Genomic DNA, 24,519 nt, shown 5'->3' on the forward strand with positions numbered 1-24,519 from the left:
TCTTCGATGAAGATTTTTGGGCCGTTGTACGACGTGGCCATCCGTTGGTCGCGCCATCGCCGCGCACCCGCGCTGCTGACCGGTCTCAGCTTCGTTGAGGGCTTCATTTTCCCGGTGCCGCCGGAAGTGATGTTGGCACCGATGTCGCTGGCCGAGCCCAAGCGCTCGCTCTGGTTTGCGACCCTGAGCCTGATCGGCTCGATCTGCGGCGCCCTGGTCGGTTATCTGCTTGGCCATTTCGCCTTCGCCGCGCTGCAGCCGCTGATCGAATGGCTGGGCTGGAGCGCGAAGATCCAGCAGCAGATCGAAACCCTGCGCACGCTGGTGGCCGATTCGCCGTGGAAGGCGTTCTGGGCGCTGGTCCTGGTCGGGTTTACCCCGATCCCGCTGAAGATCTTTACCTGGGCCTCGGGCGTGGTCGGCGTGCCGATCCTGCCATTCATCGCCAGCATGTTGGTCGGGCGCGGCAAGCGCGTGTATCTGGTGGCCGGCGCGATCCGCCTGGGCGGTGCGCGGGCCGAAGCGGCGCTGCATCGCTGGATCGAGCCGCTGGGCTGGGTTGCAATGGCGGTGCTGGCGGTCGGTGCGGGCTGGTTGGTGTGGAAGACAACGAACGGATGAGCAAGACGCAGATGAATTCGGCACGCAAGACAGCAGTCATGCTCGCAATGGCCATCGGACTGACCGCCTGCAGCAGCGCAACGGTGGTGCGTTCGCCCGGAGCGAGCGGTGGCGGGTCGTCATCGCGCCCCAACGCCGCGCCGCGTCCTTCGGTGCCGCGTCCGGGTGCCACGGTCACCGTGCAGCGCGGCGACACCCTGTACGCGATCTCGCGCCGGACCAATATCACCGCCGCGGATCTGGCCGCCTGGAATGGCCTGTCTTCCCCAAACACCATCTATCCCGGCCAGACGCTCAAGTTGTATCCGCCCGGTACCAGCAAGCCGGGTGGCAGCGCGCCGGTGGCTGGCGGCACCGTGGCCCCGCCGCGCCCCGTCGCGCCGATCGCCGCACCGGTCAGTAGCGGATTTTCGTGGCGTTGGCCGGCCGATGGCGTCGTGGTGGGCACCTTCGTCACTGGCGAAACCACCAAGCAGGGCGTGGACATCGCCGGCACCAGCGGTCAGGCCGTGCGTGCCGCCGCCGATGGCGTGGTGGTGTATTCCGGCGCCGGCCTGGTCGGCTACGGCGAGCTGATCATCATCAAGCACAACGACCAGTGGCTATCCGCGTACGGTCACAACCGCAAGCGCCTGCTCAACGAGGGCCAGAGCGTCAAGGCGGGGCAGCAAATTGCCGAAATGGGCCGCAGCGGCGCCTCCCGCGACATGTTGCACTTCGAGATCCGCTACAACGGCAAGCCGGTCGATCCGCTGCTGTATTTGCCGAAGAAATGAGATTGGGGAGTTGGGATTCGGGATTCGCAACGGCCCTGGGCTGTTCGTATCCGGAAAGAGAGTGGGTTCTTCGGACTCACCACTTGGACCAATTGACGCTCTAGCCTGGTTTGGCGATTGAAGGCGCAGCTTGCGGAAGCCCGCTCTTACGAATCCCCAATCCCGATTCCCGTACCAAGCCAATCAGCCCGGCAACACCATCGCCAAGGCCACCCGCCGGCCTTCGCTGGCCAGCACGTTGTAGGTGCGTGCGGCGGCGGCATTGGTCATCGCCTCCAGGCCGATGCCGCGGGTCAGGCAGGCCGCCAGCACGTCGGTCCTGGGGAATAACTGGCGTTCGCCGGTGCCGAGCAGGATCACGGCCGGGTTGAGCGCCAGCACCGCCTCCATGTGACTGGCCTGGAGTTGCTCCAGCGTCTGGACCGGCCAGTGCTCTACCAGCTCATCCGGCATCAGGATGAAGCTCTGCTGCAGGATCTGCTCGTTCACCTTGGCATGGCGGCCGTCGGCCGCGCGCAGCGCGTAGGCGTAATCGGGGTGTTCCTGACTTAAAGGCATGACGAACTCGCTGGCTCAGCCGCGCGGCAGCACGATCTGGCGCTTTTCCTTGCTGGGGCGGTACAGAATGGCGACGTGGCCGATGCGCTGTACCAACGCACTGCCGGTTTGTTCGATCAGCTCGGCAATCAGCGCATCACGTGTCTCGCGATCCTCCGATGCCACCTTCACCTTGACCAGTTCGTGGCGCTCGAGCACTTCCTCGAGTTCAGCCAGAAATGCCGGCGTGACCCCTTTGCCGCCGGTCTGCAGCAAGGCTTTGAGGTCGTGGGCCTGGCCGCGCAGGAAACGGTTCTGGGCGGAGGTGAGAACAATGGACATGCAGGATCGAAGGGAAGCAAAGGGTGTTCAGGGTATCATGGCGACCCGTTCGGACCCCTTTGCCAATGCCTTCCCGCAGTAAAAGCAGCCAGCGCTGGCTCAAGGAACACTTCGCCGACCCTTACGTGAAGAAGGCCCAGGCCGAGGGCATGCGCTCGCGCGCGGCCTACAAGCTGGAAGAGTTGCTGCAGCGCGACCGCCTGCTCAAGCCGGGCATGGTGGTGGTCGATCTGGGCGCGGCCCCGGGCGGGTGGTCGCAACAGGTGCGCAAATCCATGGGCGACAGCGGCCGGGTGGTGGCGCTGGATATTTTGGACATGCCGGCCCTGGCGGGCGTGGAGTTCCTTCACGGCGACTTCAGGGAGCAGGCCGTCCTATCCCAATTCGAAGCGATGCTGGGCGATGTGCCGGTGGACCTTGTGCTGTCGGATATGGCCCCCAATAAGAGTGGCATGGATGCGGTCGACCAACCGCGGATGATGCACCTGGCGGAACTGGCCATGGAATTTGCCGACACCCACCTCAAGCCGGGCGGGGCGTTCCTGATCAAGCTGTTCCAGGGTGTCGGGTCCGACGACTACATTCGCGAGCTTCGCCGCCGCTATGAGAAGGTGACGATTCGCAAGCCGGCGGCCTCGCGCAAGCGCTCCCCGGAAGTTTATGCGCTCGGTCAGGGCAAGCGTGTCCAGATCAAGTAAGCTGCCAATGACCATCGTATTTCAAGCATCGAAGAGTAGAGGGCACCGGAGCCAATGAGGATGAACGACTTGACCAAGAATCTGCTGCTGTGGGTGGTCGTCGCAGTTGTGCTGATGGTTGTCTTCCAGAGCTTCTCGCCGCGGATGGCGGGCGGCGTCGGTGCCGACTCGATCACCTACACCCAGTTCCTGAAGGAAGTGGACTCCGGGCGCGTCAAATCGGTGGATTACACCGATGAAACCAACCTGGCCGTCAACGCGATCCGCTTCAAGCGCACCGACGGCAGCGAAGCCACCGTCTACGGTCCGCGCGACGACAAGCTGGTCGACGTGCTGTACAGCAAGAACATCGAAATGACCCGCCAGAAGCCCTCGACCGGGCCTGGCTTCTGGTCGTTGGTACTCAATTTCCTCCCGGTCATCCTGATCATCGGCTTCTGGCTGTTCATCATGCGCCAGATGCAGGGCGGTGGCGGCGGTGCCAAGGGGGCGATGAGCTTCGGCAAGTCGCGCGCCAAGCTGCAGGGCGAAGACCAGATCAAGATCACCTTTGCCGACGTTGCCGGTTGCGACGAGGCCAAGGAAGAAGTCGGCGAACTGGTGGACTTCCTGCGCGACCCGACCAAGTTCACTAAGCTGGGCGGCAAGATTCCGCGCGGCGTGCTGATGGTCGGCCCGCCGGGTACCGGTAAGACCCTGCTCGCCAAGGCGATCGCCGGCGAGGCCAAGGTGCCGTTCTTCAGCATCTCCGGCTCGGACTTCGTGGAAATGTTCGTCGGCGTGGGTGCCAGCCGCGTGCGCGACATGTTCGAGCAGGCCAAGAAGCACGCGCCGTGCATCATCTTCATCGACGAAATCGATGCGGTGGGCCGTCATCGCGGTGCCGGTCTCGGCGGCGGGCATGACGAGCGCGAGCAGACCCTGAATCAGTTGCTGGTCGAAATGGACGGTTTCGAAGGCGGCGAAGGCGTGATCGTGATCGCGGCGACCAACCGGCCGGACGTGTTGGATCCGGCGCTGCTGCGTCCTGGCCGTTTCGACCGCCAGGTCGTGGTCGGCCTGCCGGACGTCAAGGGCCGCGAACAGATCCTGCGCGTGCACATGCGCAAGCTGCCGCTGGCCGAGGATGTCGTGCCGATGGTCATCGCCCGCGGTACACCGGGTTTCTCTGGCGCCGACTTGGCCAACCTGTGCAACGAAGCAGCGTTGTTCGCGGCGCGTGGCAGCGAGAAGGAAGTCCGCATGGACCACTTCGACCGTGCCCGCGACAAGATTCTGATGGGTGCCGAGCGCCGCTCGATGGCCATGAGCGAGGACGAGAAGACCCTCACCGCGTATCACGAGGCAGGCCACGCCATCGTCGGCCGCCTGGTGCCGGAGCACGACCCGGTCTACAAGGTCACCATCATTCCGCGCGGCCGCGCCCTCGGCGTGACGATGTATCTGCCGGAAGGCGACCGCTACTCGATGAACCGCGTGGCGATCGAATCGCAGCTGTGCTCGCTGTACGGTGGTCGCGTTGCCGAAGAGCTGATCTTCGGTGGCGACAAGGTCACTACCGGTGCGTCCAACGACATCGAGCGGGCCACCAAGATGGCGCGCAACATGGTGACCAAGTGGGGGCTGTCCGACGAGCTTGGCCCGGTGGCCTATGGCGAGGAAGAGGATGAGGTGTTCCTGGGCCGTTCGGTGACCCAGCACAAGAACGTCTCCGACGAAACCGCGCGCAAGATCGACGAAGTCGTGCGCTCGATCCTGGACAAGGCCTACAGCAAGACCAAGACCATCCTCACCGAGAATCTGGACAAGCTGCACGCGATGTCGCAGTTGTTGCTGCAGTACGAGACCATCGACGTGCCTCAGATCGACGCCATCATGGAAGGCCGCGAGCCGCCGCCGCCGGCGGGTTGGGGCAAGTCCGACAAGGACGGTGGCAACAACAACGACAAGGGTAGCCCGCGTCCGTTGCCGCCCATCGCCGGACCCGCCGAGCAACTCTAAGCCGGCCATGCACTGATCTGCGAGGCATCCATCAAGGCCGGGGAGCAATTCCCGGCCTTGATGCGTTATCGGGCCGCATCGATGCCCACGTATGGGCGACCATCACCAACCCAGGAGACACTGCCGATGTTCGATACCACCCTGACACTGGATTGCGCCGGCCGCAGCCTGCGACTGGATGCACCGCAGGTGATGGGTATCGTCAATGTCACACCCGATTCGTTCTCCGACGGCGGCCAGCATGCGACCTGCGAAGCGGCGATCGCGCATGGGCTGGCGTTGGTGGAGCAGGGCGCTGCGGTGCTGGATGTCGGTGGTGAATCCACCCGCCCGGGCGCTGCGGCGGTCTCGGTTGAAGAAGAATTGCAGCGGGTCATTCCGGTCATCGAGGCGCTGGCCCAGCGCACCAGCGTGCCGATCAGCGTGGATACGTTCAAACCGGAGGTCATGCGCGCGGCGGTCGCGGCCGGCGCCGGCATAATCAACGACGTCTATGCCCTGCGTTCGCCCGGTGCGCTGGAAGCGGCGTCGGACCTGCGCGTGCCTGTGGTCTTGATGCATGCGCGCAGCGCGCCGCACGCCATGCAGGATGCGCCGCACTACGACGATATCGTGGGTGAAGTGCACCGGTTTCTGGCCGAGCGCATCTTCGCTGCCGAGATGGCCGGCATCGACAAGCGCTGGCTGGTCCTGGACCCGGGCTTTGGATTCGATAAGACCACCCCGCACAACCTCACCCTGCTTGCGCAGCTGCAGCGGCTGCAGGAATTCGGTTTGCCGGTGCTGGCCGGGCTGTCGCGCAAACGCAGCATCGGCGAACTGACCGGGCGCCAGATCGCCGCCGAACGTGTGCACGGCTCGGTGGCCGCGCATCTGATCGCCGCACAACATGGCGCGCTGCTGCTGCGCGTGCACGATGTGGCGGCAACCGTGGATGCGTTGAAGGTATGGACGGCGATGGCGGCGATTCCCGTACCGCGTGTCAGCGCGCCCGCCGCGCCCACGATTCGTTGGCCGGACGAGGACTGATGCCTGTCGACCAACGCCCGCTGGCGATCGCCGTGATGGGCCCCACCGCCAGCGGCAAGACGGCGCTGGCGCTGGAAGCTGCGGAGCGCTGGAACGGGGAAATCGTCAGCGTCGATTCGGCGCTGGTGTATCGCGGCCTGGAGATCGGTGCGGCCAAGCCGGACGGGCCAATGCGCGCGGCGGTGCCGCATCATCTGCTCGACCTGCGCGATCCCTGGCAGGTGTATTCGGCAGCGGAGTTCGCCACCGATGCACGCCAGGCGATCGCGCAAATCGTGGCGCGCGGCAAATTGCCGATTCTGGCCGGCGGCACCGGGCTGTATTTTCGTGCACTGCTGGAAGGTTTGTCGCACCTGCCCGAGGCCGACCAAACGGTGCGTGCATCCATCGCGGCCGAAGCTCAGCATATCGGTTGGGCCGGTTTGCACGCACAACTGGCACGTGTGGACCCGGTTGCGGCAGCGCGCATTCATGCGACCGACCCGCAGCGGATCCAGCGGGCGCTGGAGGTCTACCGCATCAGCGGGCGGCCGATCAGCGCGTGGCAGGCGCTACCGCCAGGGCCGCGCCTGCCGGTACGCGTGTTGAAGGTGGTCTTGGCCCCACGCGAGCGCGCGGTGCTGCATGCACGGATCGCACACCGGCTGGATGCGATGTTGGCGCAGGATTTTCTGGGGGAAGTGCAGCGTCTGCGGGCGCTGCCGCAGATGCAGGCGGTGGCGGCGCCGCTGGATTTGCCGGCCGTGCGCGCGGTCGGCTACCGCCAGGCCTGGCAGTACCTGGACGGGGCTGGCGGCCTGGCCGAGTTCCGCGACAAGGCGATCCAGGCGACCCGGCAACTGGCCAAGCGGCAGCTCACCTGGCTGCGCGGCGAGCTGGACGCGCGCTGGTTCGACCCGGAGCGTGACCTTCATCAATTGGAGGACGCAATTGTCGGCTTCCTCGCTGATCGTCCCGCTGTACGGCAGGCTTCAGGCGTGTAACATCCCGTTTCCGGGACCGGCTGGGGATAGCAGGTGTCGACCGGAACAATAAGAACAATAATGAAGAGGATTTTTCGATGGCTAAGGGGCAATCTTTACAGGACCCATTCCTCAATGCGCTGCGGCGCGAGCGGGTGCCCGTGTCGGTGTATCTGGTCAATGGCATCAAGCTGCAGGGCACGATCGAGTCGTTCGACCAATTCGTGGTCCTGCTGCGCAATACCGTGAGTCAGATGGTGTACAAGCACGCCATTTCCACGGTGGTGCCGGCGCGCAATGTGCGCGTGGGGCCTGGTGGTGGGTATGTGCAATCCAATGAAGGCAATCAGGCGGAAGATGACGACGTCGAGCAGTAACGGAGCAGTGCGTGTTTGATCGGTCCCGCAAGGGTGAACACGCGTTATTGATACAGACCCACTCCGGCGGGCCTGCCGAAGACGATGTGATGGAGGAGTTCGCCGACCTTGCAAAGTCGGCGGGCGCCACGGTGGCCGCCACGCTCACCGCGCGCATCGATAAGCCCAGCCCGTCGACCTTGATCGGTAGCGGCAAGCTGGAAGAGGTCAAGGCCGCAGCCGAGGCCACCGGTGCCGATCTGGTGCTGGTCAACCACACCTTGTCGCCCGGCCAGGAGCGCAACCTTGAGCGGTATCTGGAGCGGCGTGTGATCGACCGCACCGGGTTGATCCTGGACATCTTCGCGCAACGTGCGCGCAGCCACGAAGGCAAGCTGCAGGTGGAGCTGGCGCAGTTGCGTCACATGGCCACGCGGCTGGTACGAGGCTGGACGCACTTGGAGCGTCAGCGCGGTGGCTCCATCGGCCTGCGCGGCCCCGGCGAAACCCAGCTGGAAACCGACCGCCGCCTGCTGCAAAAACGCGTCGAACAGCTGCAGCAGCGGCTGGAAAAGGTCGAGGTGCAGCGCACCCAGATGCGTCGTGCGCGGATGCGCAGCGAATTGCCACGGATTGCACTGGTCGGCTACACCAATGCCGGCAAGTCGACATTATTCAATGTGTTGACCGGCGCAGAGGCTTACGTGGCAGATCAATTGTTCGCCACGCTCGACCCCACCGTGCGACGCATTGCGTTGCCGGGTGGCAGCGCGATTCTTGCCGACACGGTCGGCTTCGTGCGCGATCTTCCGCACGAGCTGGTCGCCGCATTCCGCTCCACGCTGTCGGAGGCGCGCGACGCCGATCTGTTGCTGCACGTCGTCGATGCAGCAGACCCGTTGCGCGAGGAACGCATCCTGCAGGTCGATGAAGTGTTGCAGGCCGTCGGTGCGGGCGATCTGCCGCAACTGCTGGTATTCAACAAGATCGACAAGATCGAGGGCGCCGAAGTGCGCCACGACGCGCAGGACGGCATTCCTGACCCGGCACGCCGCGAGCGTGTCTGGGTGTCGGCGCGCGACGGACGCGGGCTGGAAGAATTGCAGCATGCGCTCGGCCAGCGGCTGGATCTGCGCCACCTGACCGGCCAGCTACGGTTACCACCGTCTGCCGGTCGCCTGCGTTCCAGGCTGCATCAGCTGGAAGTGGTGCGCAATGAGCAATCCGACGAAGAGGGTTGGTTGCTCGAGGTCGATCTGCCGATGGTCGAGGCCGAGCGGTTGGCCGCCGGGCAGGACGGTGCGCCGCTGCGCGCGATGCTGCCGGATCGTCGCGAAGACTGGGAAGCGTGATGGAAGCGGCACGGTCGGTCGCACACGACCGTGCTGCTGCTTCAAGGCGCATGGGGAAGGGTGGAGCGCGTCGCTGTGCGGCAGTTGCCAGGCCTCGTCCCGGCCAGCCGGAACTCACAGAAAATCAATATGAGCAGTGGGTGCTGCGCAAGAGTGCAGTGGTGCGCTCATGTGGCGCATCACACCTGTGATCAGGAATGACGCCCTGGGTGCGGTGATTCGGTGCTTGGAGGCGGCGCTGCACGTTGACCACGTGCGGCCGGCACCTCGGCGCACATGCAAGCCCGTCCAGACCCGTCGTACCGCATATTGGCCGCACATCGCCACTGAACCCTGGCCACCTCGCGCCCAGCCGGAATCGGCGCCAGCGGCAGACAGGCGCGACGAATTGGGCTAAAACGTCCGCTGCCCCCTCCTTGCCGTGCCCATGTCTTTTTCCGCCGATTCCGAACTGCAGCAGCTGGCCGAAGCCCTCGGGCAGCAATTGCTTGCCGCGCGCGAGCGCCTGGTCACTGCCGAGAGTTGTACGGGTGGCTGGATCGCCAAGGCGGTGACCGATGTCGCCGGCTCCTCGCACTGGTTCGATTGCGGCATGGCCGCCTATAGCTACGAGGCCAAGCAGGCGCTACTCGGTGTCCGCCCACAGACCTTGGAAGTGCACGGGGCGGTCAGTCGCGAAACGGTGATCGAAATGGTCTCTGGCGCCCTGGTGAATTCCGGCGCAAGCATCGCGGTGGCGGTGACCGGCATCGCCGGGCCTGGCGGCGGCAGTGAGGACAAGCCGGTCGGCACGGTCTGGATCGGCTGGAAACGCCGTGGCGGTTATGCCACCGCACAACTGTTCCAGTTCAATGGCGACCGCGATGCTGTGCGTCGTCAGACCGTCGTCGCAGCATTGCGCGGGTTGAGCGCGCTGCTTTAGCGGTCGTCGGGTTCGCTGATGGCGTTCGGCAGCAGATCCGCGGCGCCCCATTTCCGGCGCAATCTCGCACAGCCTGGAAACCCAAGGCCGTGACCGAGCGCCGTTCCAATAACTGGCTGGGCCTCGTTGTCGACACGCCGCTGCAGCACGCTGAGCGGACGCGTTACTTGGCACATGCGGCAACGAGGCTGCGAAGCGACAATGGCGCAACCCGGGTGCAGGCAGCTCATCAGCGAACGCTGCCTGTTGCGCATGTACCGCGCGCGCCTTGTAACCTGCGCTGAGCTTGGACGAGGCGAGAGCGCGACAGCGGAGGGCAGATCGGCTACAAACAAGGTCCGCTCACCGCCCCGCGTGCCAATGCATTCGTTTCTTGCTCCTGTCCCATCGATCGCCGCGTTGCAGGCTGCTATCTACTGCAGTGTCACGCATTGCCTGAGCGCAACGCGCTCGCAGGCGGTGCGCTGATGTGGGAAGCACTCGGCACGGTACGTGATCTTGGGCGTCTGCAGGAAATCGCTTCGGTCCTGATCCGCTACGGCTTCGGCGATGTGGTGCGTCGTATCGGCATGGCCGATGTGCTTGAGCGCGCCGGCAGGCTGTTGCATTGGCAGAACGCCGAGGGCCGGTTGCGCATGTCCGCAGCGATGCGCGTGCGGCGTGCACTGGAAGAGCTCGGACCCACCTTCGTCAAACTGGGCCAGGTGCTGGCCACGCGTGTGGATCTGCTGCCACCGGAGTGGATCGAAGAATTGAGCGAGCTGCAGAACGCGGTGCCGGCGCTGCCGTTCGAGCAGATTCGCCCACAGCTGGTCGCTGCGTTGGGCATGGAGCCGGAAACCGTCTTCGCGCGCCTGGACGAACAGCCGCTGGCAGCCGCCTCGCTGGCACAGACCCATCGCGCGTGGTTGGTCGATGGCACGCCGGTGGTATTGAAGATTCGTCGTCCCGATATCGGTGACACCATCGACGCGGATCTGCGCCTGCTCGCCCGGCTTGCTGAAATCGTCGAGACCCGCGCACCGGATCTCAAGCGCTACCGTCCTTCCGAGGTGGTGCAGCAATTTACCGTTTCGCTGCGACGCGAGCTGGACTTCGCTGCGGAGGGGCGCAACGCCGAACGCATCGCCGCCAACTTCGCGCACGATACGCAGGTGGTGGTGCCGGCGGTGTACTGGGAGTGGACCTGCGAGTCGCTCAACGTGCAGGAATTCATCGATGGAATTCCGGGGCGCGATCTGCTCGCCGTCGATGCGGCCGGCCTGGATCGCAGGGCGCTCGCACGTGCCGGTGCCGGCATCGTGCTCAAGATGGTGTTGCAGGATGGCTGCTTCCACGCCGACCCGCATCCGGGGAACATTTTTTACCTGCGCGACGGGCGCATCGCGGTCATCGATTTCGGCATGGTCGGGCGCGTCTCCGAGCAGCGTCGGTTTCAGGTCGCACAGCTGCTGCACGGCATGGTCAGCTACGACGCCGAAGCAGTGATCGACGTCTTGCTGGAATGGGCGGGCACCAGCCTGGAGATCGACGAGGCGCGTTTGCAGCAAGACATCGGCGCGTTCGTCGACGAGTATCGAGGCGTGCCGCTGAAAGAATTGCGTATTGGCGCAATGCTTGGCGACGTCACCTCCATCCTGCGCGATCACGGACTGACGCTGCCATCGGATCTGGCGCTGATGATCAAGGCCTTTCTCACCCTGGAAGGCATGGGGCGTCAGCTCGATCCGGATTTCGACATGGCCACCGAGGCGCGCCCGTATCTGGAACGCGTGGTGTTGCAGCGCTATGCGCCGCGCGCCATCGTGCGGCGCGGCCGGCGGACCGTGACTGGCGCGATCGACCTGATCGGCGATCTGCCGCGCGACCTCAAGCGCCTGTTGCAAGCCGCACGCCGCGGCAAGCTGCAGCTTCAGATCGAAACACGCGCATTGCGCGAGTTCGGCGAGCAGGTCGACCGCGCGGCCAATCGCCTCACGATGGGGATCGTGACTGCCGCGTTGGTGATCGGCTCCTCGATCGTCATGAACAGCGTCGGCGGGAGCGCCAGCCGCTGGTTGCTCGCGCTGGGCGTGGGCGGTTTCATCGGCGCGGCGCTATGCGGCATCTGGATCCTGTTTTCGATCTGGAGAAGCCGGCGCTAGCGCGCGACGCGCGGGGCATCGTGGTGGCCTGCGGGCACGGCGCGGCGAACACTTGCGCAGGCGCTCGTTAGTAGTAATACTACTAACCATGGACCTGACCGACACCCAGCAAGCAATCCTGGCCTTGATCGCCGAGCGCATCGATGCCGATGGTGTTCCGCCGTCGCAGACCGAGATCGCGCGCGCGTTCGGCTTCAAGGGCGTCCGCGCGGCGCAATATCACCTGGAAGCGCTGGAGCATGCGGGGGCGATCCGCCGCGTTCCAGGCCAGGCGCGCGGGATACGGCTGGCCGGGCAGGGTGCGCAGACACGCACGGCTCCGGTGAGCGAGGCGGCCCGCGACGATGTGCTGCGCCTGCCGGTGCTGGGCCGCGTTGCGGCGGGTTTGCCGATCGGTGCCGATATCGGCTCGGACGACTTCGTTGTACTGGATCGTGTGTTTTTCTCGCCCTCGCCGGATTATCTGCTCAAGGTGCAAGGCGATTCGATGCGCGACGAAGGCATCTTCAATGGCGACCTGATCGGCGTGCACCGTACCCGCGACGCGCGCTCGGGGCAGATCGTGGTGGCGCGGATCGATGAGGAAATCACGGTAAAGCTGCTGAAGATCGGCAAGGACCGCATCCGGCTGTTGCCGCGCAATCCGGACTACGCGCCCATTGAGGTGCTACCGGATCAGGATTTCGCGATTGAAGGACTGTATTGCGGACTGTTGAGGCCTAACCGCTGAGGTCTGCGCCGATGGCCGTGCCGGCGTTTCTCCGAGCTGGCACCGCAGGATTTCCCGCTGCCGCGGGACCTTCTGCCTCCCTAATCTGAGTGTGTCGCCTGCAGTCTCAGCCTGTGCGATACACCGCCGCTACATTAGCCCCATACCGAAATCACTGACGAGGATCACCCAGATGGACGAGAACAAGAAGCGCGCCCTTTCCGCCGCACTGAGCCAGATCGAAAAGCAATTCGGCAAGGGTTCGGTCATGCGCATGGGCGACCGCGTCATCGAGGCGGTCGAAGTCATCCCGACCGGCTCGCTGATGCTGGATATCGCCCTGGGGATCGGCGGCCTGCCGAAGGGCCGCGTGGTCGAAATCTACGGCCCGGAATCTTCCGGCAAGACCACCTTGACCCTGCAAGCCATTGCCCAGTGCCAGAAGAACGGCGGCACCGCTGCCTTCATCGACGCCGAGCACGCGCTGGACCCGATTTATGCGGCCAAGCTGGGCGTCAACGTCGACGACCTGCTGCTGTCGCAGCCCGATACCGGTGAGCAGGCACTGGAAATTGCCGACATGCTGGTGCGCTCGGGTTCGGTTGATATCGTGGTGGTCGACTCGGTTGCCGCACTGACGCCAAAGGCGGAAATCGAAGGCGAGATGGGCGACCAGTTGCCTGGTTTGCAGGCTCGCCTGATGAGCCAGGCGCTGCGCAAGCTCACCGGCAATATCAAGCGCTCCAATACGCTGGTGGTCTTCATCAATCAGCTGCGCATGAAGATCGGCGTCATGATGCCGGGCCAGAGCCCGGAAGTGACCACCGGCGGCAACGCGCTGAAGTTCTACGCCTCGGTGCGTCTGGATATTCGCCGTATCGGTGCGATCAAGAAGGGCGACGAGATCATCGGCAACCAGACCAAGATCAAGGTGGTCAAGAACAAGCTGGCGCCTCCGTTCAAGCAGGTCGTGACCGAAATCCTGTATGGCGAAGGTATCAGCCGCGAGGGTGAATTGATCGACATGGGCGTGGAAGCCAAGCTGGTCGACAAGGCCGGCGCCTGGTACAGCTACGGCGATGAGCGCATCGGGCAGGGCAAGGACAACGCACGGACCTACCTGCGCGACAACCCGCAGGTTGCGACTCGGCTGGAAGCCGAGTTGCGTGAGAAGTTCCAGCCTGCCGAAGCACCGCGCGAGGCCGGCGACGACGAAGACAAGGAATAAGTTGCAGCCGCACAACATCACCAGTCGCCGGAGTCGGTTTGCCGGGAATCGGTGACGGTGATGCTGTTGGTGAGCGGTGGGCGGAACCTCGCACGGTACGCCACCGCTCCATTGCCGCCCACGTCCGCCCGGCGCTGGGGCAACAGGTTCGAGCGTGTTTGAAGTTTTTCTATCGCGGGGACGGCGGAGTCAGTGCCGTCGCTTCTCGCGGTAGATCTATCGAAGGCCAGGAGGGCAGGCGCCATGGACGGCGCATTGATGTCGTAACTGATCTTGGCCATTCGGGACACCTCAACGATGGACGAGCAAGAGCCCGCACCAAAGCAGGGGCGCCGGTTCAAGGAACAGACGCCGGTCCAGCGCGCACTCGGCCTATTGGTGCGGCGCGAACATTCGCGCAAGGAATTGAACCGCAAGCTGCTCGCCCGCGGGATCGAGCCAGATGCGGCGCAGGCGGCCGTCGATCGGCTCACGGACGAGGGATGGCAGGACGACACCCGCTTCGCTGCTGCAGTGGTGCGCAATCGCGCCGGTTCTGGTTATGGCCCGCTGCATATTCGTGCCGAGCTCGGAACCCATGGCCTGGATAGCGAGGCCATCAGTGCCGCTTTGGCGACCTTTGAAGGGGATTGGACCGAAAACGCGCGCGACCTGATCCGCCGTCGGTTCGGCGAACAAGGCCCAACCGACCTTCCGCAGCGGCGCAAGGCCGCCGATCTGCTGGCCCGGCGGGGTTTCGACGGCAACAGCATTCGCGCCGCCACGCGCTTCGACCTTGAGGACTGAGGGCGTCAGGCCTGCTACCCTTCGTGGTTTCAGGTTGTTCCGCTCATCTGCGCCCACATGTCATTGGGTGACCGGGACTGCCGCCCGCCCAATGCCAGCACATGAACGCACCTGCCAAATTCAGCACTTCCCAGATTCGTAGTGACTTCCTCGCGTTCTTCGAGGGGAAGGGCCACACCATCGTGCCATCCGCGCCGCTGGTGCCGGGCAACGACCCCACCTTGCTGTTTACCAACTCCGGCATGGTCCAGTTCAAGGACGTCTTCCTTGGCGCGGAGAAGCGCAGCTACGTCCGTGCTGCAGACGTGCAGCGCTGCCTGCGTGCCGGTGGCAAGCACAACGATCTGGACTCGGTTGGCTACACCGCACGCCACCACACCTTCTTCGAAATGCTCGGCAACTGGTCGTTCGGCGACTATTTCAAGAAGGACGCCATCGCCTGGGCATGGGAACTGTTGACCCAGGTCTGGAAGCTGCCGGCCGACCGCCTGCTGGTCACCGTCTATCACACCGACGAAGAAGCCTTCGCGTTGTGGCGCGACATGATCGGCATCCCGGAAAGCCGCATCGTACGCATTGGCGACAACAAGGGTGCGCCCTACGCGTCGGACAATTTCTGGCAGATGGCCGATACCGGCCCCTGCGGCCCGTGTACCGAAATCTTCTTCGACCACGGCGATCACATCGCCGGTGGTCCACCGGGGTCCCCGGATGAAGACGGCGACCGCTTCATCGAGATCTGGAACCTGGTCTTCATGCAGTTCGATCGCCAGCCCGACGGCACCCTGGTGCCGCTGCCGGCGCCGTGCGTGGACACAGGCATGGGCTTGGAGCGTCTGGCTGCGATCCTGCAGCACGTCCATACCAACTATGAAATCGACCTGTTCCAGGCGTTGATCGGCAAGGCCAGTGCGCTGACCGGCATCACCGATCTGGAGAATAAGTCGCTGCGGGTAATCGCCGATCACATCCGCGCCTGTTCTTTCCTCATCGTCGATGGCGTGTTGCCCTCCAACGAAGGCCGCGGCTATGTGCTGCGCCGGATCATCCGGCGTGCGCTGCGCCATGGTTGGATGTTGGGCGTGCGCCAGCCGTTCTTCAGCAAGATGGTGCCCACGCTGGTGGAGCTGATGGGCGAAGCCTATCCCGAGCTGGTGGTGGCGCAGGACACTGTGGCGCGCGCGCTGTTGGCCGAAGAAGAGCGCTTTGCCGAGACGCTGGACGCCGGCATGAAGATCTTCGACGAGGTCGCATCGCGCTCGCAGGACATCATCCCGGGCGCCGACGCGTTTCGGCTGTACGACACTTACGGCTTCCCGGTCGACCTGACTGCCGACATCGCGCGCGAGCGCGGCATGCGCGTGGACATGGAGGGCTTCGAGTTCGCGATGGAGCGCCAGCGCGAGACGGCGCGCGCGGCTGGCAAGTTCGGCGGTGGCGTCGCATTGCCGGCGGACCTGGTCGCCAGCATGTCGCCGACCGTGTTCCTGGGCTACGAAGCGTACGATGCCGATGCCCTCAAGGTCGTGGCATTGCTCAAGCAGGGCCGCCCGGTCGAACGTGCGGAAGCGGGCGATGAGGTGATCGTGTTCACCGACCGCACGCCGTTCTATGCCGAGTCGGGCGGCCAGGTCGGCGACAGCGGCCAGCTGAGCGGCCCCGGCGTGTCGATCAACGTTACCGATACGCAGAAGTTCGCAGGCCAGTTCCACGGGCATGTGGGGCGCATCAGCGAAGGCGCGCTCGCGCTTGGCGATGTGCTTGCCGGCGGGATCGACACGCAACGTCGCGGCAAGACCATCCTCAACCACTCGGCCACCCATCTGCTGCACGCCGCCCTGCGCGAAGTCCTGGGAACGCATGTGCAACAGAAGGGTTCGCTGGTCGCGCCTGATCGTCTGCGCTTTGACTTCTCGCACTTCCAGCCGATCACTGCCGACGAGCTCGCTGTGATCGAGCGCAAGGTCAACGCCGAAGTGCGCGCCAACCATGGCGTGGAAGTGCACAACATGGCCATGCAGGAGGCGCTGGATTTCGGCGCGATGGCGCTGTTCGGCGAGAAGTACGGAGAAAACGTCCGCGTGCTCAAGATGGGCGGCTATTCCACTGAGCTGTGTGGCGGTACCCACGTCACCCGCACCGGCGACATCGGCTTGTTCAAGATCACCTCCGAAGGCGGCGTGTCGTCGGGCGTGCGTCGTATCGAAGCGGTGACCGGGCAGGGCGCGCTGGACTATGTGGCTGACGAGGAACGTCGCCTGCTGGAAGCGGCCAATCTGCTCGGCGGCAACACCAGCGAGGTGGTGGACAAGGTGCGCGCACTGACCGAGCGCCAGAAGCGGCTGGAGCGCGAGCTGGAATCGCTCAAGGCCAAGTTGGCGTCGGGTGCGACTGCCGATTTGGGCGCTAGCGCGATCGATGTTGTCGGAGTCAAGGTTGTCGCGGTGCGTCTGGAGGGCTTCGATGCCAAGGCGCTGCGCGATGCGATGGATCGCCTGAAGCAGCAGCTCGGCGATTCGGTCATCGTGCTGGCTGGCGCTTCGGGCGGCAAGGTGGCGCTCGTCGCCGGTGTGAACGGCAGCCCAACTGGCAAGGTGAAGGCAGGGGAACTCCTCGGTCACATCGCCAGTCAGATCGGCGGCAAGGGCGGCGGCCGTCCGGATCTCGCCCAGGGTGGTGGCGAGGACGGGCCCGCCCTTGCGACCGCACTCGACGGTGTGCCCCTCTGGGTCAAGCAACACTTGGGCTGAACACTTGTCCTGCTATGCCTTGCTGGCTAGCAGGATGTCCCGCTACCATTTCTGGTCTATTCCCTTTACGTAGGGCGCGTCTCAGTCAGGAGGCCGTCGATGCTGGTGGGAAATCCACCGGTTCCAGGAGATTTGCAAAATGTTGATCCTCACTCGCCGGGTAGGCGAAACCTTGATGATCGGCGACTCGGTCACCGTGACCGTTCTCGGCGTCAAGGGCAATCAGGTGCGTATCGGTATCACCGCACCCAAGGATGTGGCTGTGCATCGCGAAGAAATCTATCAGCGCATCCAGCGTGGGGATGAGCCGGTCGCTTCCGGCGCACATCACGGTGACGATTCTTCGAATTGATCGTTGTCAAGGGTTTACGTTAGCCCCTCTTACCCGGTATTCTTCGCGGCCTGCCACGGACATCGCGGCAGGCAGCAAAAAACTGGAGCGATGCCCGAGCGGCTGAAGGGGCTCCCCTGCTAAGGGAGTATAGGGTCAAAAGCTCTATCGAGGGTTCGAATCCCTCTCGCTCCGCCAGTGTTCTAAACGCCCGCAAATCACTGATTTGCGGGCGTTTTTATTTGTGCTGCGGGTTCGTCGAGAAGGCGATGCTGCTTGAGAGCGTCGCCTGCGGCAATGCGTGTCGTCGAATTCTGCGATATCCGTGGGTGCTCGCTGGCGTTGGTTCAACGCTGCAGACGCCCTGGAGCACACTCCTGCCAACAGTCCCCAGGCCATCAGTGAGGACGGCGAAAGGGTCACGCTGTGCGCGCGTCGCCAGCGGCCACAGTGCTTCAGGGAGTATCGCCTCCGAGCTCGGTTGCTAGCCGGAGGCTGGTAACGATTCTTTGCGTCTCTCACCGGCTGCATCTCAAGCATGAGAGTTGCCAGCTAGCGAAGGCCCTGGTCTTGCTCGCATCGCTCGACAGTCGATAGTGACGCCTGAGGCGCCTGCAGCGCGAGCGTGAGATTCCTTGTCGCGTTGCGAAGAGGTCGCGTCCTGCTTGCTCGCTGCCCCTCCGCCGGATTTCGGCGCATCTCTGACATGTCATTCCATTGGCATGGTTGGTGGCATGCGCTTGCGGAGAGGGCGCGACACCTGGCGAAGCAGCACTCTCCAGTGTCGTGTACGCCAACGCGCCGTGCAGCGCATCGAGCCAGGCGCATCGACGTCAGTAATGAGCCTCGTATCGATGGCGTCTTGGGCACTTTTTTTTTTTTGCCGCCTTGCGCATGCAGGCGGGTGGTGTACGACGGCGCTGATTCTGCGCGCGAGAGTACAGCGTTGGATTTGTCGCTGCTGCAACTGGAGCGATGCGCCACTGCACTCCAGCGAACCATCCAGGAATAAGGATCAAAACCAAAACCAACCAAAGCCATAACCGGGGCCGAAGACCCGGCGTGAAAGGCCTATCGATATTCGGCAGTCGAGGCTGGCAGCGCAGCTATTGAGGTCTTGCACCCCGTTGGATCGCCTGCCCGGGATGCCATAAAGGCAACTCAGGGCCAGTGCCATTGCCGCTTCGCGCCGGAGCGCGTCGCCGCTGCCTTACGCATCTGAACCGCCTTGTAGATGCGGTACGTTGTGGGGGTCAAGTAACCGGCGCATGGGTCGCTAAGGACGTGAACCATATCTCGGATGTTGACGTGATGCGCCTATCGCACCTGCTTGGACGTGTGTTCTCCTTCTGGGGTCGCGGGCTGCAACACAAGGTCGCAGCGGTGGACCGGGTGATGGCGGTGATCGAGTTCGATCTGGACGGTCGCATTCTGGATGCAAACTCGAACTTCCTGGCCCTGATGGGGTATCGGCTGGACGAGGTGGTCGGCCAGCACCACCGCATGTTCGTGACGGCCGCAGATCGCGACAGCGAAAGCTATCGGCACTTCTGGGAAGGGCTGCGGCGCGGCGACTTCAATGCCGGGCGCTTCTGCCGGCTGGACAGGCGCGGGCACGAGGTGTGGATCAATGCCTCCTACAACCCGTTGCTGGATCGATCCGGCAAGGCATATCGCGTGGTGAAGTACGCCACCGACATCACTGCGCAGGTACGCCAGACAGCCGACTTCGAGGGGCGCATCGACGCCATCGACAAGGTGATGGCGGTCATCGAGTTTTCGCTGGACGGCACCGTGCTCGCGGCCAACCAGAATTTCCTGCACGTGATGGGCTACCGGCTCGAGGAGATTCGCGGCAAGCACCATGGCATGTTTGTCGATGCCGGCACGCGCCAGTCGGCTGCGTATCGCGCGTTCTGGGATTCGCTCGGGCGCGGTGCCTTCGATGCGGGCCGCTATCGGCGCATCGGCAAGGACGGCAGGGAGGTGTGGATCCAGGCGTCCTACAACCCGGTGCTCGATGAGCACGGGCGACCGTACAAGGTGGTCAAGTACGCCACCGACGTGACCCGCCAGGTGATCGATTCGGCCGATGCGGACGGGCGTATCCGGGCGATCGACAAGGTCATGGGGGTGATCGAGTTCGACCTGCAAGGGAACGTGCTCGGTGCGAACGAAAACTTCCTGACCATCATGGGGTATCCGGCGGCCGAGGCGATCGGCCAACACCACAGCGTGTTCGTCGATGCGGCCTACTGCGCGTCCGAGGAGTACCGGCAGTTCTGGGCAAAACTGGCGAGCGGCCAGTTCGATGCGGGACGTTATCGCCGACTGCGCAAGGATGGCAGCACGGTATGGATCCAGGCTTCCTACAACCCGATCCTGGACGTCTCCGGGCGACCCTACAAGGTGGTCAAATACGCAACCGACGTCACTGACCAGGTGCGTTCGGCCGAACGGATGCGCGATTTGATGCTGCAGACCATGAGCATTGCGCAGAACGTGCAGCGCGAGGCGCACCATATTTCCGTGAGCAACCAGGAGCTGGTCAGTCGCGTGTCTACGCAGTCTGCTGCGGTGGCGCAGACCTCGAGCACGATCGATCAGCTGGCCGCAACGGTGCGGGCCAATTCCGAGAATGCCGGTTCGGCGCGGCGCATGGCCGAAGACTCGGCCACGGTGGCGCGGCGCGGTGCCGAGGTCATTGCCGATGTGGTCAAGACCACCGCCGGCATCCGCTCGGCGACCGACCGCATCGGTCAGATCATCGAGGTGATCGACGGCATCGCGTTTCAGACCAACATCCTGGCCCTGAACGCTGCGGTCGAGGCGGCGCGTGCGGGCGAACAGGGGCGCGGTTTTGCGGTGGTGGCGACCGAAGTGCGTAGCCTTGCGCAGCGCTGCAGCGTGTCGGCCAGGGAGATCCGGTCCCTGATCGACAACGCGACCGATCAGGTCGGCGATGGCTCGCGCCTGGCCGAACAGGCCGGTGTGGTGATGCAGGACATGGTGACGTCGGTCCTGCGCGTCACTGCGACCGTGGAGCAGATCGCCGCCGCCAGCCATGATCAGGCGCTGGACATTTCCAGCGCCAATACCGCGTTGCAGTCGATCGGCGTGCAGGCGCGCGACCAGGCGCAGATGGTGGGCGACCTGGCGCGTTCGGCGCGCGTGCTGGAAGGCGATGCGGATGCGCTGTTCGCCTTGGTCAATGGCGATGCGGATGGCGGGGCGGATCGCGCGCCAGTGCAGGTCGATGCGCAGGCTGCGCGGCGCGCGACAGCGAAAGTAGCGTGATGATGGTTCACTGCGTTTCGCAAGCGACGTCGTGATGTGCCCTCACATATTGCAACTTCCTTTAGGAGTGGATCTGGGCGCAAGTGCCCGAACCTGCGGTGCTGAGGCAGTCGCTGCCATCAGCGCCGCTGCGACGACCTATCGACCGCAGTAAAGATGCGAGCGGCGATTTGCAACGCATCGATCGCAGCGCGCAACCGGCAGTCGCAAATCGCATGTCCATCTCGCGGATCTTGGGCATCAAGGCACAGTGCGTAAGCCACGTGCCATCAGCTGCCGCGTCAGGTTTGGTCAGCTCCCAAGAAGCTGCGCACAAGACAAAGCCCGCGTGAGCGGGCTTTGTTTGTTTCGGCACTGGCCAGCGCATCGCACACCAATCCTGCGCAGGTACGCCATCCATCCAGCCTTGCTTACTTGGGCAGGTCGAACACCAGGACCTCGGCATCGCGTGCGTCGGCCAGTACGATTTCCGGCTCGCCGACGATCTGCACCGCGTCGCCAGCCGATAGCGCTTGCCCATTGACGCTCAGGCTGCCGCGGGCCACCTGCACGTAGCCGATGCGGCCTTCGGCCAGCGGCTGCTGCAAACGCGCCTGGCCATCCAGGATCGAGGCATACAGGCGTGCGTCCTGGTGCAGGCGCAGGGAGCCATGGTCACCGCCTGGCGAGGCGATCAAGCGCAACTGGTTACGCTTGCTCTCGGCATCGAAGTGCTTTTCTTCGTAGCTTGGCTCGATGCCGGCACGCTCGGGCATTACCCAGATCTGCAGGAAGTGCACGGGCTCGCTGGCTGAGTGATTGAACTCGCTGTGCGTCACGCCGCTGCCGGCGCTCATCCGCTGCACGTCGCCATAATGCAGGACCGAGCCGGTGCCCATGCTGTCCTTGTGTTCCAGCGCGCCGCCCAGGACATAGGAAATGATCTCCATGTCGCGGTGAGCGTGGGTGCCGAAGCCTTCGCCCGGTTGCACCTTGTCCTCGTTGATCACCCGTAGCGGGCCAATGCCCATATGGCGCGGATCGTGATAGCTGGCAAAGGAGAAGGTATGGCGTGAGGACAGCCAGCCATGTTCGGCGCGGCCACGGGTTTCGCTCTTGCGGACATTCAACATGCTGCTTCTCCTGGAAGGTTTGAAATTGGCGCTGGGCGATCGGTGTCCAGCGGCTTGATGCGTAGTCTCCACCTCTGCGTCCGGCACAAAAAGCGAGTAGATTTGGCCGCTATCATCGAAAATTTCGAACAATGAAAATCAGCCTGGAAGCACTGCAGATCCTGGATGCCATCGACCGGCGTGGCTCGTTCGCGGCCGCAGCCAAGGTGCTGTTCAAGGTGCCTTCGACGATTTCCTACACGGTGTCCAAACTGGAAGAGGATCTGGGCGTGCAGCTGTTCGAGCGGGTGGGACCCAAGGCCACGCCGACCCAGGCGGGCCGCGAGCTGTTGCGCGAGGGGCGCCACTTGCTGCGTGCCGCGCAAGAGCTGGAGGTGCGGGTGCGGCGCGTGGCCTCCGGCTGGGAGTCGGATTTTGCGATCGGGCTGGATGGGGTGCTGCCTGCGGCCTTGCTGCAGCCGCAGATCCTGGACTTCTACACCGTGGCCGACAGCACGCGGCTGCGCGTGCTGAGCGAGTCGTTGTCGGGCAGTTGGGAGGCGCTGCTGGACAGGCGCGTGGACCTGATCGTGGCGGCGGGCGAGGGGCCCAGTGGCGGCGGCTATGTGGCCGAGCCGATCGGCACGTTGCGGTTCGTGTTTGCCGTGGCATCCACGTCTCCGCTGGCGGATGCCGGCCTGCTGGGCGCGGCGGAGCTGGCCGAACACCGTGCGATTGCCGTGGCGGACTCGGCGCGGCGCCTGCTGCCGCGCACGGTCGGGCTGCTCTCCGGGCGCGATGTGCTCACCGTGCCCGACATGCAGACCAAGCTGCTGCTGCAACTGGCCGGCGCCGGCTACGGCTTTCTGCCCGAACCGTATGCGCACGGGGCGCTGCAGGAGGGCCGGCTGCGGGAGGTGCAGGTGGAAACCCGCAAGCCCGACGAAACCTTTTATCTGGCATGGCGGCCGGGCGAAGAGGGGGAGGCATTGAGCTGGTGGCGACGCGCCTTGTGTAGCGAAGGCCTGTTCGAGCGCTGGTTGCACGCCTTGGCCGCAACGTATCGTTCCGTCGCTGCCGGGCAGTCGCCGCCGTGAGGGAGGGCGGATAATGGTGGCCCGCCGTCGCGCAGGGTCGTCGCATGCAAGGCTTGATCGAACAGTACGGATTGGCGCTGGTGTTCGCCAACGTGCTGGCGTTGTCGCTGGGGCTGCCGGTGCCAGCGCTGCCGACCCTGGTGCTGGTCGGTGCCAGCTATGCGTTGCAAGGGGACGGCGATGCCTGGCTGGCCGGGCTTGCGGCGTTGGCGGTGTCTGTCGCGGCAAGTCTCTTGGGCGATCTGGTCTGGTATCTGGCCGGTCGCCGCTTCGGTAACCGCACCCTGCAGTCGCTGTGTCGGCTGTCGCTCTCGCGCGACAGCTGCATGAAGCAGACCGAGCGCTTTTTTTCGCGCTGGGGCGTGCGCGTGCTGGCGGTCGCCAAGTTCGTGCCGGGCTTGTCGATGGTTTCGGTGCCGATGGCCGGAGCAATGCGGGTACGCCCTGCGGCGTTCCTGCGATACGACGCCTTCGGTGCATCGTTGTGGGCATTGGTCGGCCTGGGCGTGGGTGCTGTGTTCGCGCGTCAGGTGCAGGACGTGCTCGCCTTGCTGTCCGAACTCGGCTCGGGCGCGATCGTGGTCTTGGCGGCCTTGCTGGCCGGCTATGTCGGTTGGCGCTGGTGGCGACGGCAGAGCCTGTTGCGATCGCTGGAGCATGCGCGCATCGCGGTAGAGGAGTTGGTGCCGTTATTGGATGGCGAAGAAAGCCTGCGACCGACCGTGCTGGATATCCGCGCTCCGGGCTATCGCCAGTTGCAGCCATACACGATTCCTGGCGCCGTGTTCGCCGATGAGCGCCAGCTGGCGCAGATCCTTGCCAGCGTGCCGCGCGATCGTAGCGTGGTGATCTACTGCGCGTGTCCGGACGAGGTGTCTGCAGCATGGCTGGCCGCGCGGATGCGCGAGCGCGGGTACCGCGATGTGCGGCCACTGTTGGGCGGTCTGGATGCATGGCGCGATGCCGGGCATCCGGTGACATCGCTGGTGCCGGTGACGGTGGTTGCCGACGCGAACGCGGCTGCTGCCACGGCCTGATTGCCCTGGAGGCGGGCCTGTGACGTCGGCGAGCGCGTTGCTCAGAGATCGGCGTCGCGCGATGGAACAGCACACTCAATGCAACGCAATGCGCGCCATCGTCTGCTTCGGCAAAAACGACGGGCAAAAAAAAGACCAGCAAGCTGGTCGTTTTCTTCAAGATTGGTGCGCCCGGAGAGATTCGAACTCCCGACCGCCTGGTTCGTAGCCAGGTACTCTATCCAACTGAGCTACGGGCGCATATCTTGTTTTGACTTGCAGATCTGACGCAGGGCGATCGGATCTTTTTAACTGAAAATCAGCGCGTGCGTGCTGTCTTCTTATTCTTCTTGTTCTGAGGATGGTGCGCCCGGAGAGATTCGAACTCCCGACCGCCTGGTTCGTAGCCAGGTACTCTATCCAACTGAGCTACGGGCGCCTCGTCAGGAGCGGAATTATGCGGATGACCGACGG

General features: G+C 64.3%; 22 protein-coding genes and 3 tRNA genes. 19 read left to right on the forward strand and 6 right to left on the reverse strand.

All coding sequences use genetic code 11. From position 1 onward, the window contains the following. The first annotated feature begins 6 nt into the window (after window positions 1-6). Together HLH45_RS13405 and HLH45_RS13410 are read left to right on the forward strand one after the other, a co-directional pair. A complete protein-coding gene (locus tag HLH45_RS13405) occupies window positions 7-621 on the forward strand; it encodes a YqaA family protein (RefSeq protein ID WP_003481846.1) in 615 nt (204 codons plus the stop codon). Next, window positions 618-1,397 carry a peptidoglycan DD-metalloendopeptidase family protein gene (locus HLH45_RS13410; protein WP_008577330.1) on the forward strand — a complete coding sequence of 260 codons (780 nt, stop codon included), beginning with the start codon at window positions 618-620 and terminating at the stop codon, window positions 1,395-1,397. Before HLH45_RS13405 ends, HLH45_RS13410 begins: the two co-directional genes overlap by 4 nt. Window positions 1,398-1,580: 183 nt before the next feature. Here HLH45_RS13410 and HLH45_RS13415 read toward each other — a convergent pair whose 3' ends face one another. Together HLH45_RS13415 and yhbY are read right to left on the reverse strand one after the other, a co-directional pair. After that, window positions 1,581-1,955 (reverse strand): Mth938-like domain-containing protein, encoded by a 375-nt coding sequence (locus HLH45_RS13415; protein ID WP_008577332.1) that lies wholly within the window; start codon window positions 1,953-1,955, stop codon window positions 1,581-1,583. A 15-nt stretch (window positions 1,956-1,970) separates the two neighbouring features. After that, window positions 1,971-2,276 (reverse strand): ribosome assembly RNA-binding protein YhbY, encoded by a 306-nt coding sequence (gene yhbY / locus HLH45_RS13420; protein WP_005915020.1) that lies wholly within the window; start codon window positions 2,274-2,276, stop codon window positions 1,971-1,973. A gap of 65 nt (window positions 2,277-2,341) precedes the next feature. Between yhbY and rlmE the strand changes: the two genes are divergently transcribed. The 10 genes from rlmE (at window position 2,342) to recA (ending at window position 13,677) form a co-directional block, all read left to right on the forward strand. Then, window positions 2,342-2,974, forward strand: a complete 633-nt coding sequence (gene rlmE, locus HLH45_RS13425) for a 23S rRNA (uridine(2552)-2'-O)-methyltransferase RlmE (protein ID WP_005915021.1) — start codon at window positions 2,342-2,344, stop codon at window positions 2,972-2,974. Window positions 2,975-3,034: 60 nt separating this feature from the next. After that, the gene (gene ftsH, locus HLH45_RS13430; protein WP_014089977.1) at window positions 3,035-4,975 is read left to right on the forward strand and encodes an ATP-dependent zinc metalloprotease FtsH; all 1,941 of its coding nucleotides are present in this window, start codon (window positions 3,035-3,037) and stop codon (window positions 4,973-4,975) included. Between the two features lie 126 nt (window positions 4,976-5,101). After that, window positions 5,102-6,004, forward strand: coding sequence for a dihydropteroate synthase (gene folP / locus HLH45_RS13435; protein ID WP_008577336.1), 903 nt, complete (start codon window positions 5,102-5,104; stop codon window positions 6,002-6,004). Continuing rightward, window positions 6,004-6,987, forward strand: coding sequence for a tRNA (adenosine(37)-N6)-dimethylallyltransferase MiaA (miaA, locus tag HLH45_RS13440; RefSeq protein WP_046931970.1), 984 nt, complete (start codon window positions 6,004-6,006; stop codon window positions 6,985-6,987). Before folP ends, miaA begins: the two co-directional genes overlap by 1 nt. Window positions 6,988-7,064: 77 nt before the next feature. Next, window positions 7,065-7,343 carry an RNA chaperone Hfq gene (gene hfq / locus HLH45_RS13445; protein WP_005915027.1) on the forward strand — a complete coding sequence of 93 codons (279 nt, stop codon included), beginning with the start codon at window positions 7,065-7,067 and terminating at the stop codon, window positions 7,341-7,343. An 11-nt stretch (window positions 7,344-7,354) separates the two neighbouring features. Next, window positions 7,355-8,674 carry a ribosome rescue GTPase HflX gene (hflX, locus tag HLH45_RS13450; protein ID WP_007972061.1) on the forward strand — a complete coding sequence of 440 codons (1,320 nt, stop codon included), beginning with the start codon at window positions 7,355-7,357 and terminating at the stop codon, window positions 8,672-8,674. 427 nt (window positions 8,675-9,101) lie between these two features. Beyond that, window positions 9,102-9,596, forward strand: a complete 495-nt coding sequence (locus HLH45_RS13455; protein WP_008574640.1) for a CinA family protein — start codon at window positions 9,102-9,104, stop codon at window positions 9,594-9,596. 467 nt (window positions 9,597-10,063) lie between these two features. Further along, window positions 10,064-11,740 carry a 2-polyprenylphenol 6-hydroxylase gene (gene ubiB, locus HLH45_RS13460; RefSeq protein ID WP_008574639.1) on the forward strand — a complete coding sequence of 559 codons (1,677 nt, stop codon included), beginning with the start codon at window positions 10,064-10,066 and terminating at the stop codon, window positions 11,738-11,740. A gap of 88 nt (window positions 11,741-11,828) precedes the next feature. Then, the gene (lexA, locus tag HLH45_RS13465; RefSeq protein ID WP_008574637.1) at window positions 11,829-12,470 is read left to right on the forward strand and encodes a transcriptional repressor LexA; all 642 of its coding nucleotides are present in this window, start codon (window positions 11,829-11,831) and stop codon (window positions 12,468-12,470) included. Window positions 12,471-12,642: 172 nt separating this feature from the next. Beyond that, on the forward strand, window positions 12,643-13,677 hold the full coding sequence (gene recA / locus HLH45_RS13470) for a recombinase RecA (RefSeq protein ID WP_008574635.1): 1,035 nt from the start codon (window positions 12,643-12,645) through the stop codon (window positions 13,675-13,677). A 17-nt stretch (window positions 13,678-13,694) separates the two neighbouring features. Here the strand turns inward: recA and HLH45_RS13475 are convergent, their stop codons facing one another. Continuing rightward, a complete protein-coding gene (locus HLH45_RS13475; RefSeq protein ID WP_008574633.1) occupies window positions 13,695-13,958 on the reverse strand; it encodes a hypothetical protein in 264 nt (87 codons plus the stop codon). A gap of 16 nt (window positions 13,959-13,974) precedes the next feature. On the opposite strand from HLH45_RS13475, the gene recX reads away from it, so the two are divergent. The 5 genes from recX (at window position 13,975) to HLH45_RS13500 (ending at window position 20,841) form a co-directional block, all read left to right on the forward strand. After that, window positions 13,975-14,463: a recombination regulator RecX gene (recX, locus tag HLH45_RS13480; protein WP_008574632.1), complete on the forward strand. Its 489-nt coding sequence runs from the start codon at window positions 13,975-13,977 to the stop codon at window positions 14,461-14,463. Window positions 14,464-14,564: 101 nt separating this feature from the next. Continuing rightward, on the forward strand, window positions 14,565-17,213 hold the full coding sequence (gene alaS, locus HLH45_RS13485) for an alanine--tRNA ligase (RefSeq protein WP_008574630.1): 2,649 nt from the start codon (window positions 14,565-14,567) through the stop codon (window positions 17,211-17,213). A gap of 139 nt (window positions 17,214-17,352) precedes the next feature. Then, window positions 17,353-17,565 carry a carbon storage regulator CsrA gene (gene csrA, locus HLH45_RS13490; protein WP_003481884.1) on the forward strand — a complete coding sequence of 71 codons (213 nt, stop codon included), beginning with the start codon at window positions 17,353-17,355 and terminating at the stop codon, window positions 17,563-17,565. An 84-nt stretch (window positions 17,566-17,649) separates the two neighbouring features. After that, window positions 17,650-17,742 (forward strand) — tRNA-Ser (locus HLH45_RS13495). Window positions 17,743-18,882: 1,140 nt separating this feature from the next. Continuing rightward, complete coding sequence (locus HLH45_RS13500) at window positions 18,883-20,841, forward strand: methyl-accepting chemotaxis protein (protein ID WP_046932051.1); 1,959 nt, start codon at window positions 18,883-18,885, stop codon at window positions 20,839-20,841. Window positions 20,842-21,251: 410 nt separating this feature from the next. Here HLH45_RS13500 and HLH45_RS13505 read toward each other — a convergent pair whose 3' ends face one another. Beyond that, window positions 21,252-21,953, reverse strand: a complete 702-nt coding sequence (locus tag HLH45_RS13505) for a pirin family protein (RefSeq protein WP_011347116.1) — start codon at window positions 21,951-21,953, stop codon at window positions 21,252-21,254. 131 nt (window positions 21,954-22,084) lie between these two features. Between HLH45_RS13505 and HLH45_RS13510 the strand changes: the two genes are divergently transcribed. Together HLH45_RS13510 and HLH45_RS13515 are read left to right on the forward strand one after the other, a co-directional pair. After that, window positions 22,085-23,029, forward strand: a complete 945-nt coding sequence (locus tag HLH45_RS13510) for a LysR family transcriptional regulator (RefSeq protein ID WP_008572145.1) — start codon at window positions 22,085-22,087, stop codon at window positions 23,027-23,029. 44 nt (window positions 23,030-23,073) lie between these two features. Continuing rightward, window positions 23,074-24,066 carry a DedA family protein/thiosulfate sulfurtransferase GlpE gene (locus HLH45_RS13515; protein ID WP_008572144.1) on the forward strand — a complete coding sequence of 331 codons (993 nt, stop codon included), beginning with the start codon at window positions 23,074-23,076 and terminating at the stop codon, window positions 24,064-24,066. Window positions 24,067-24,229: 163 nt separating this feature from the next. Here the strand turns inward: HLH45_RS13515 and HLH45_RS13520 are convergent. Together HLH45_RS13520 and HLH45_RS13525 are read right to left on the reverse strand one after the other, a co-directional pair. Further along, window positions 24,230-24,306, reverse strand: a tRNA-Arg gene (locus HLH45_RS13520). Window positions 24,307-24,407: 101 nt separating this feature from the next. Continuing rightward, window positions 24,408-24,484, reverse strand: a tRNA-Arg gene (locus HLH45_RS13525). Between the last annotated feature and the right edge of the window lie 35 nt (window positions 24,485-24,519).

The sequence above is a fragment of the Xanthomonas euvesicatoria genome (assembly GCF_013112235.1).
Classification (GTDB): Bacteria; Pseudomonadota; Gammaproteobacteria; order Xanthomonadales; family Xanthomonadaceae; genus Xanthomonas; species Xanthomonas euvesicatoria.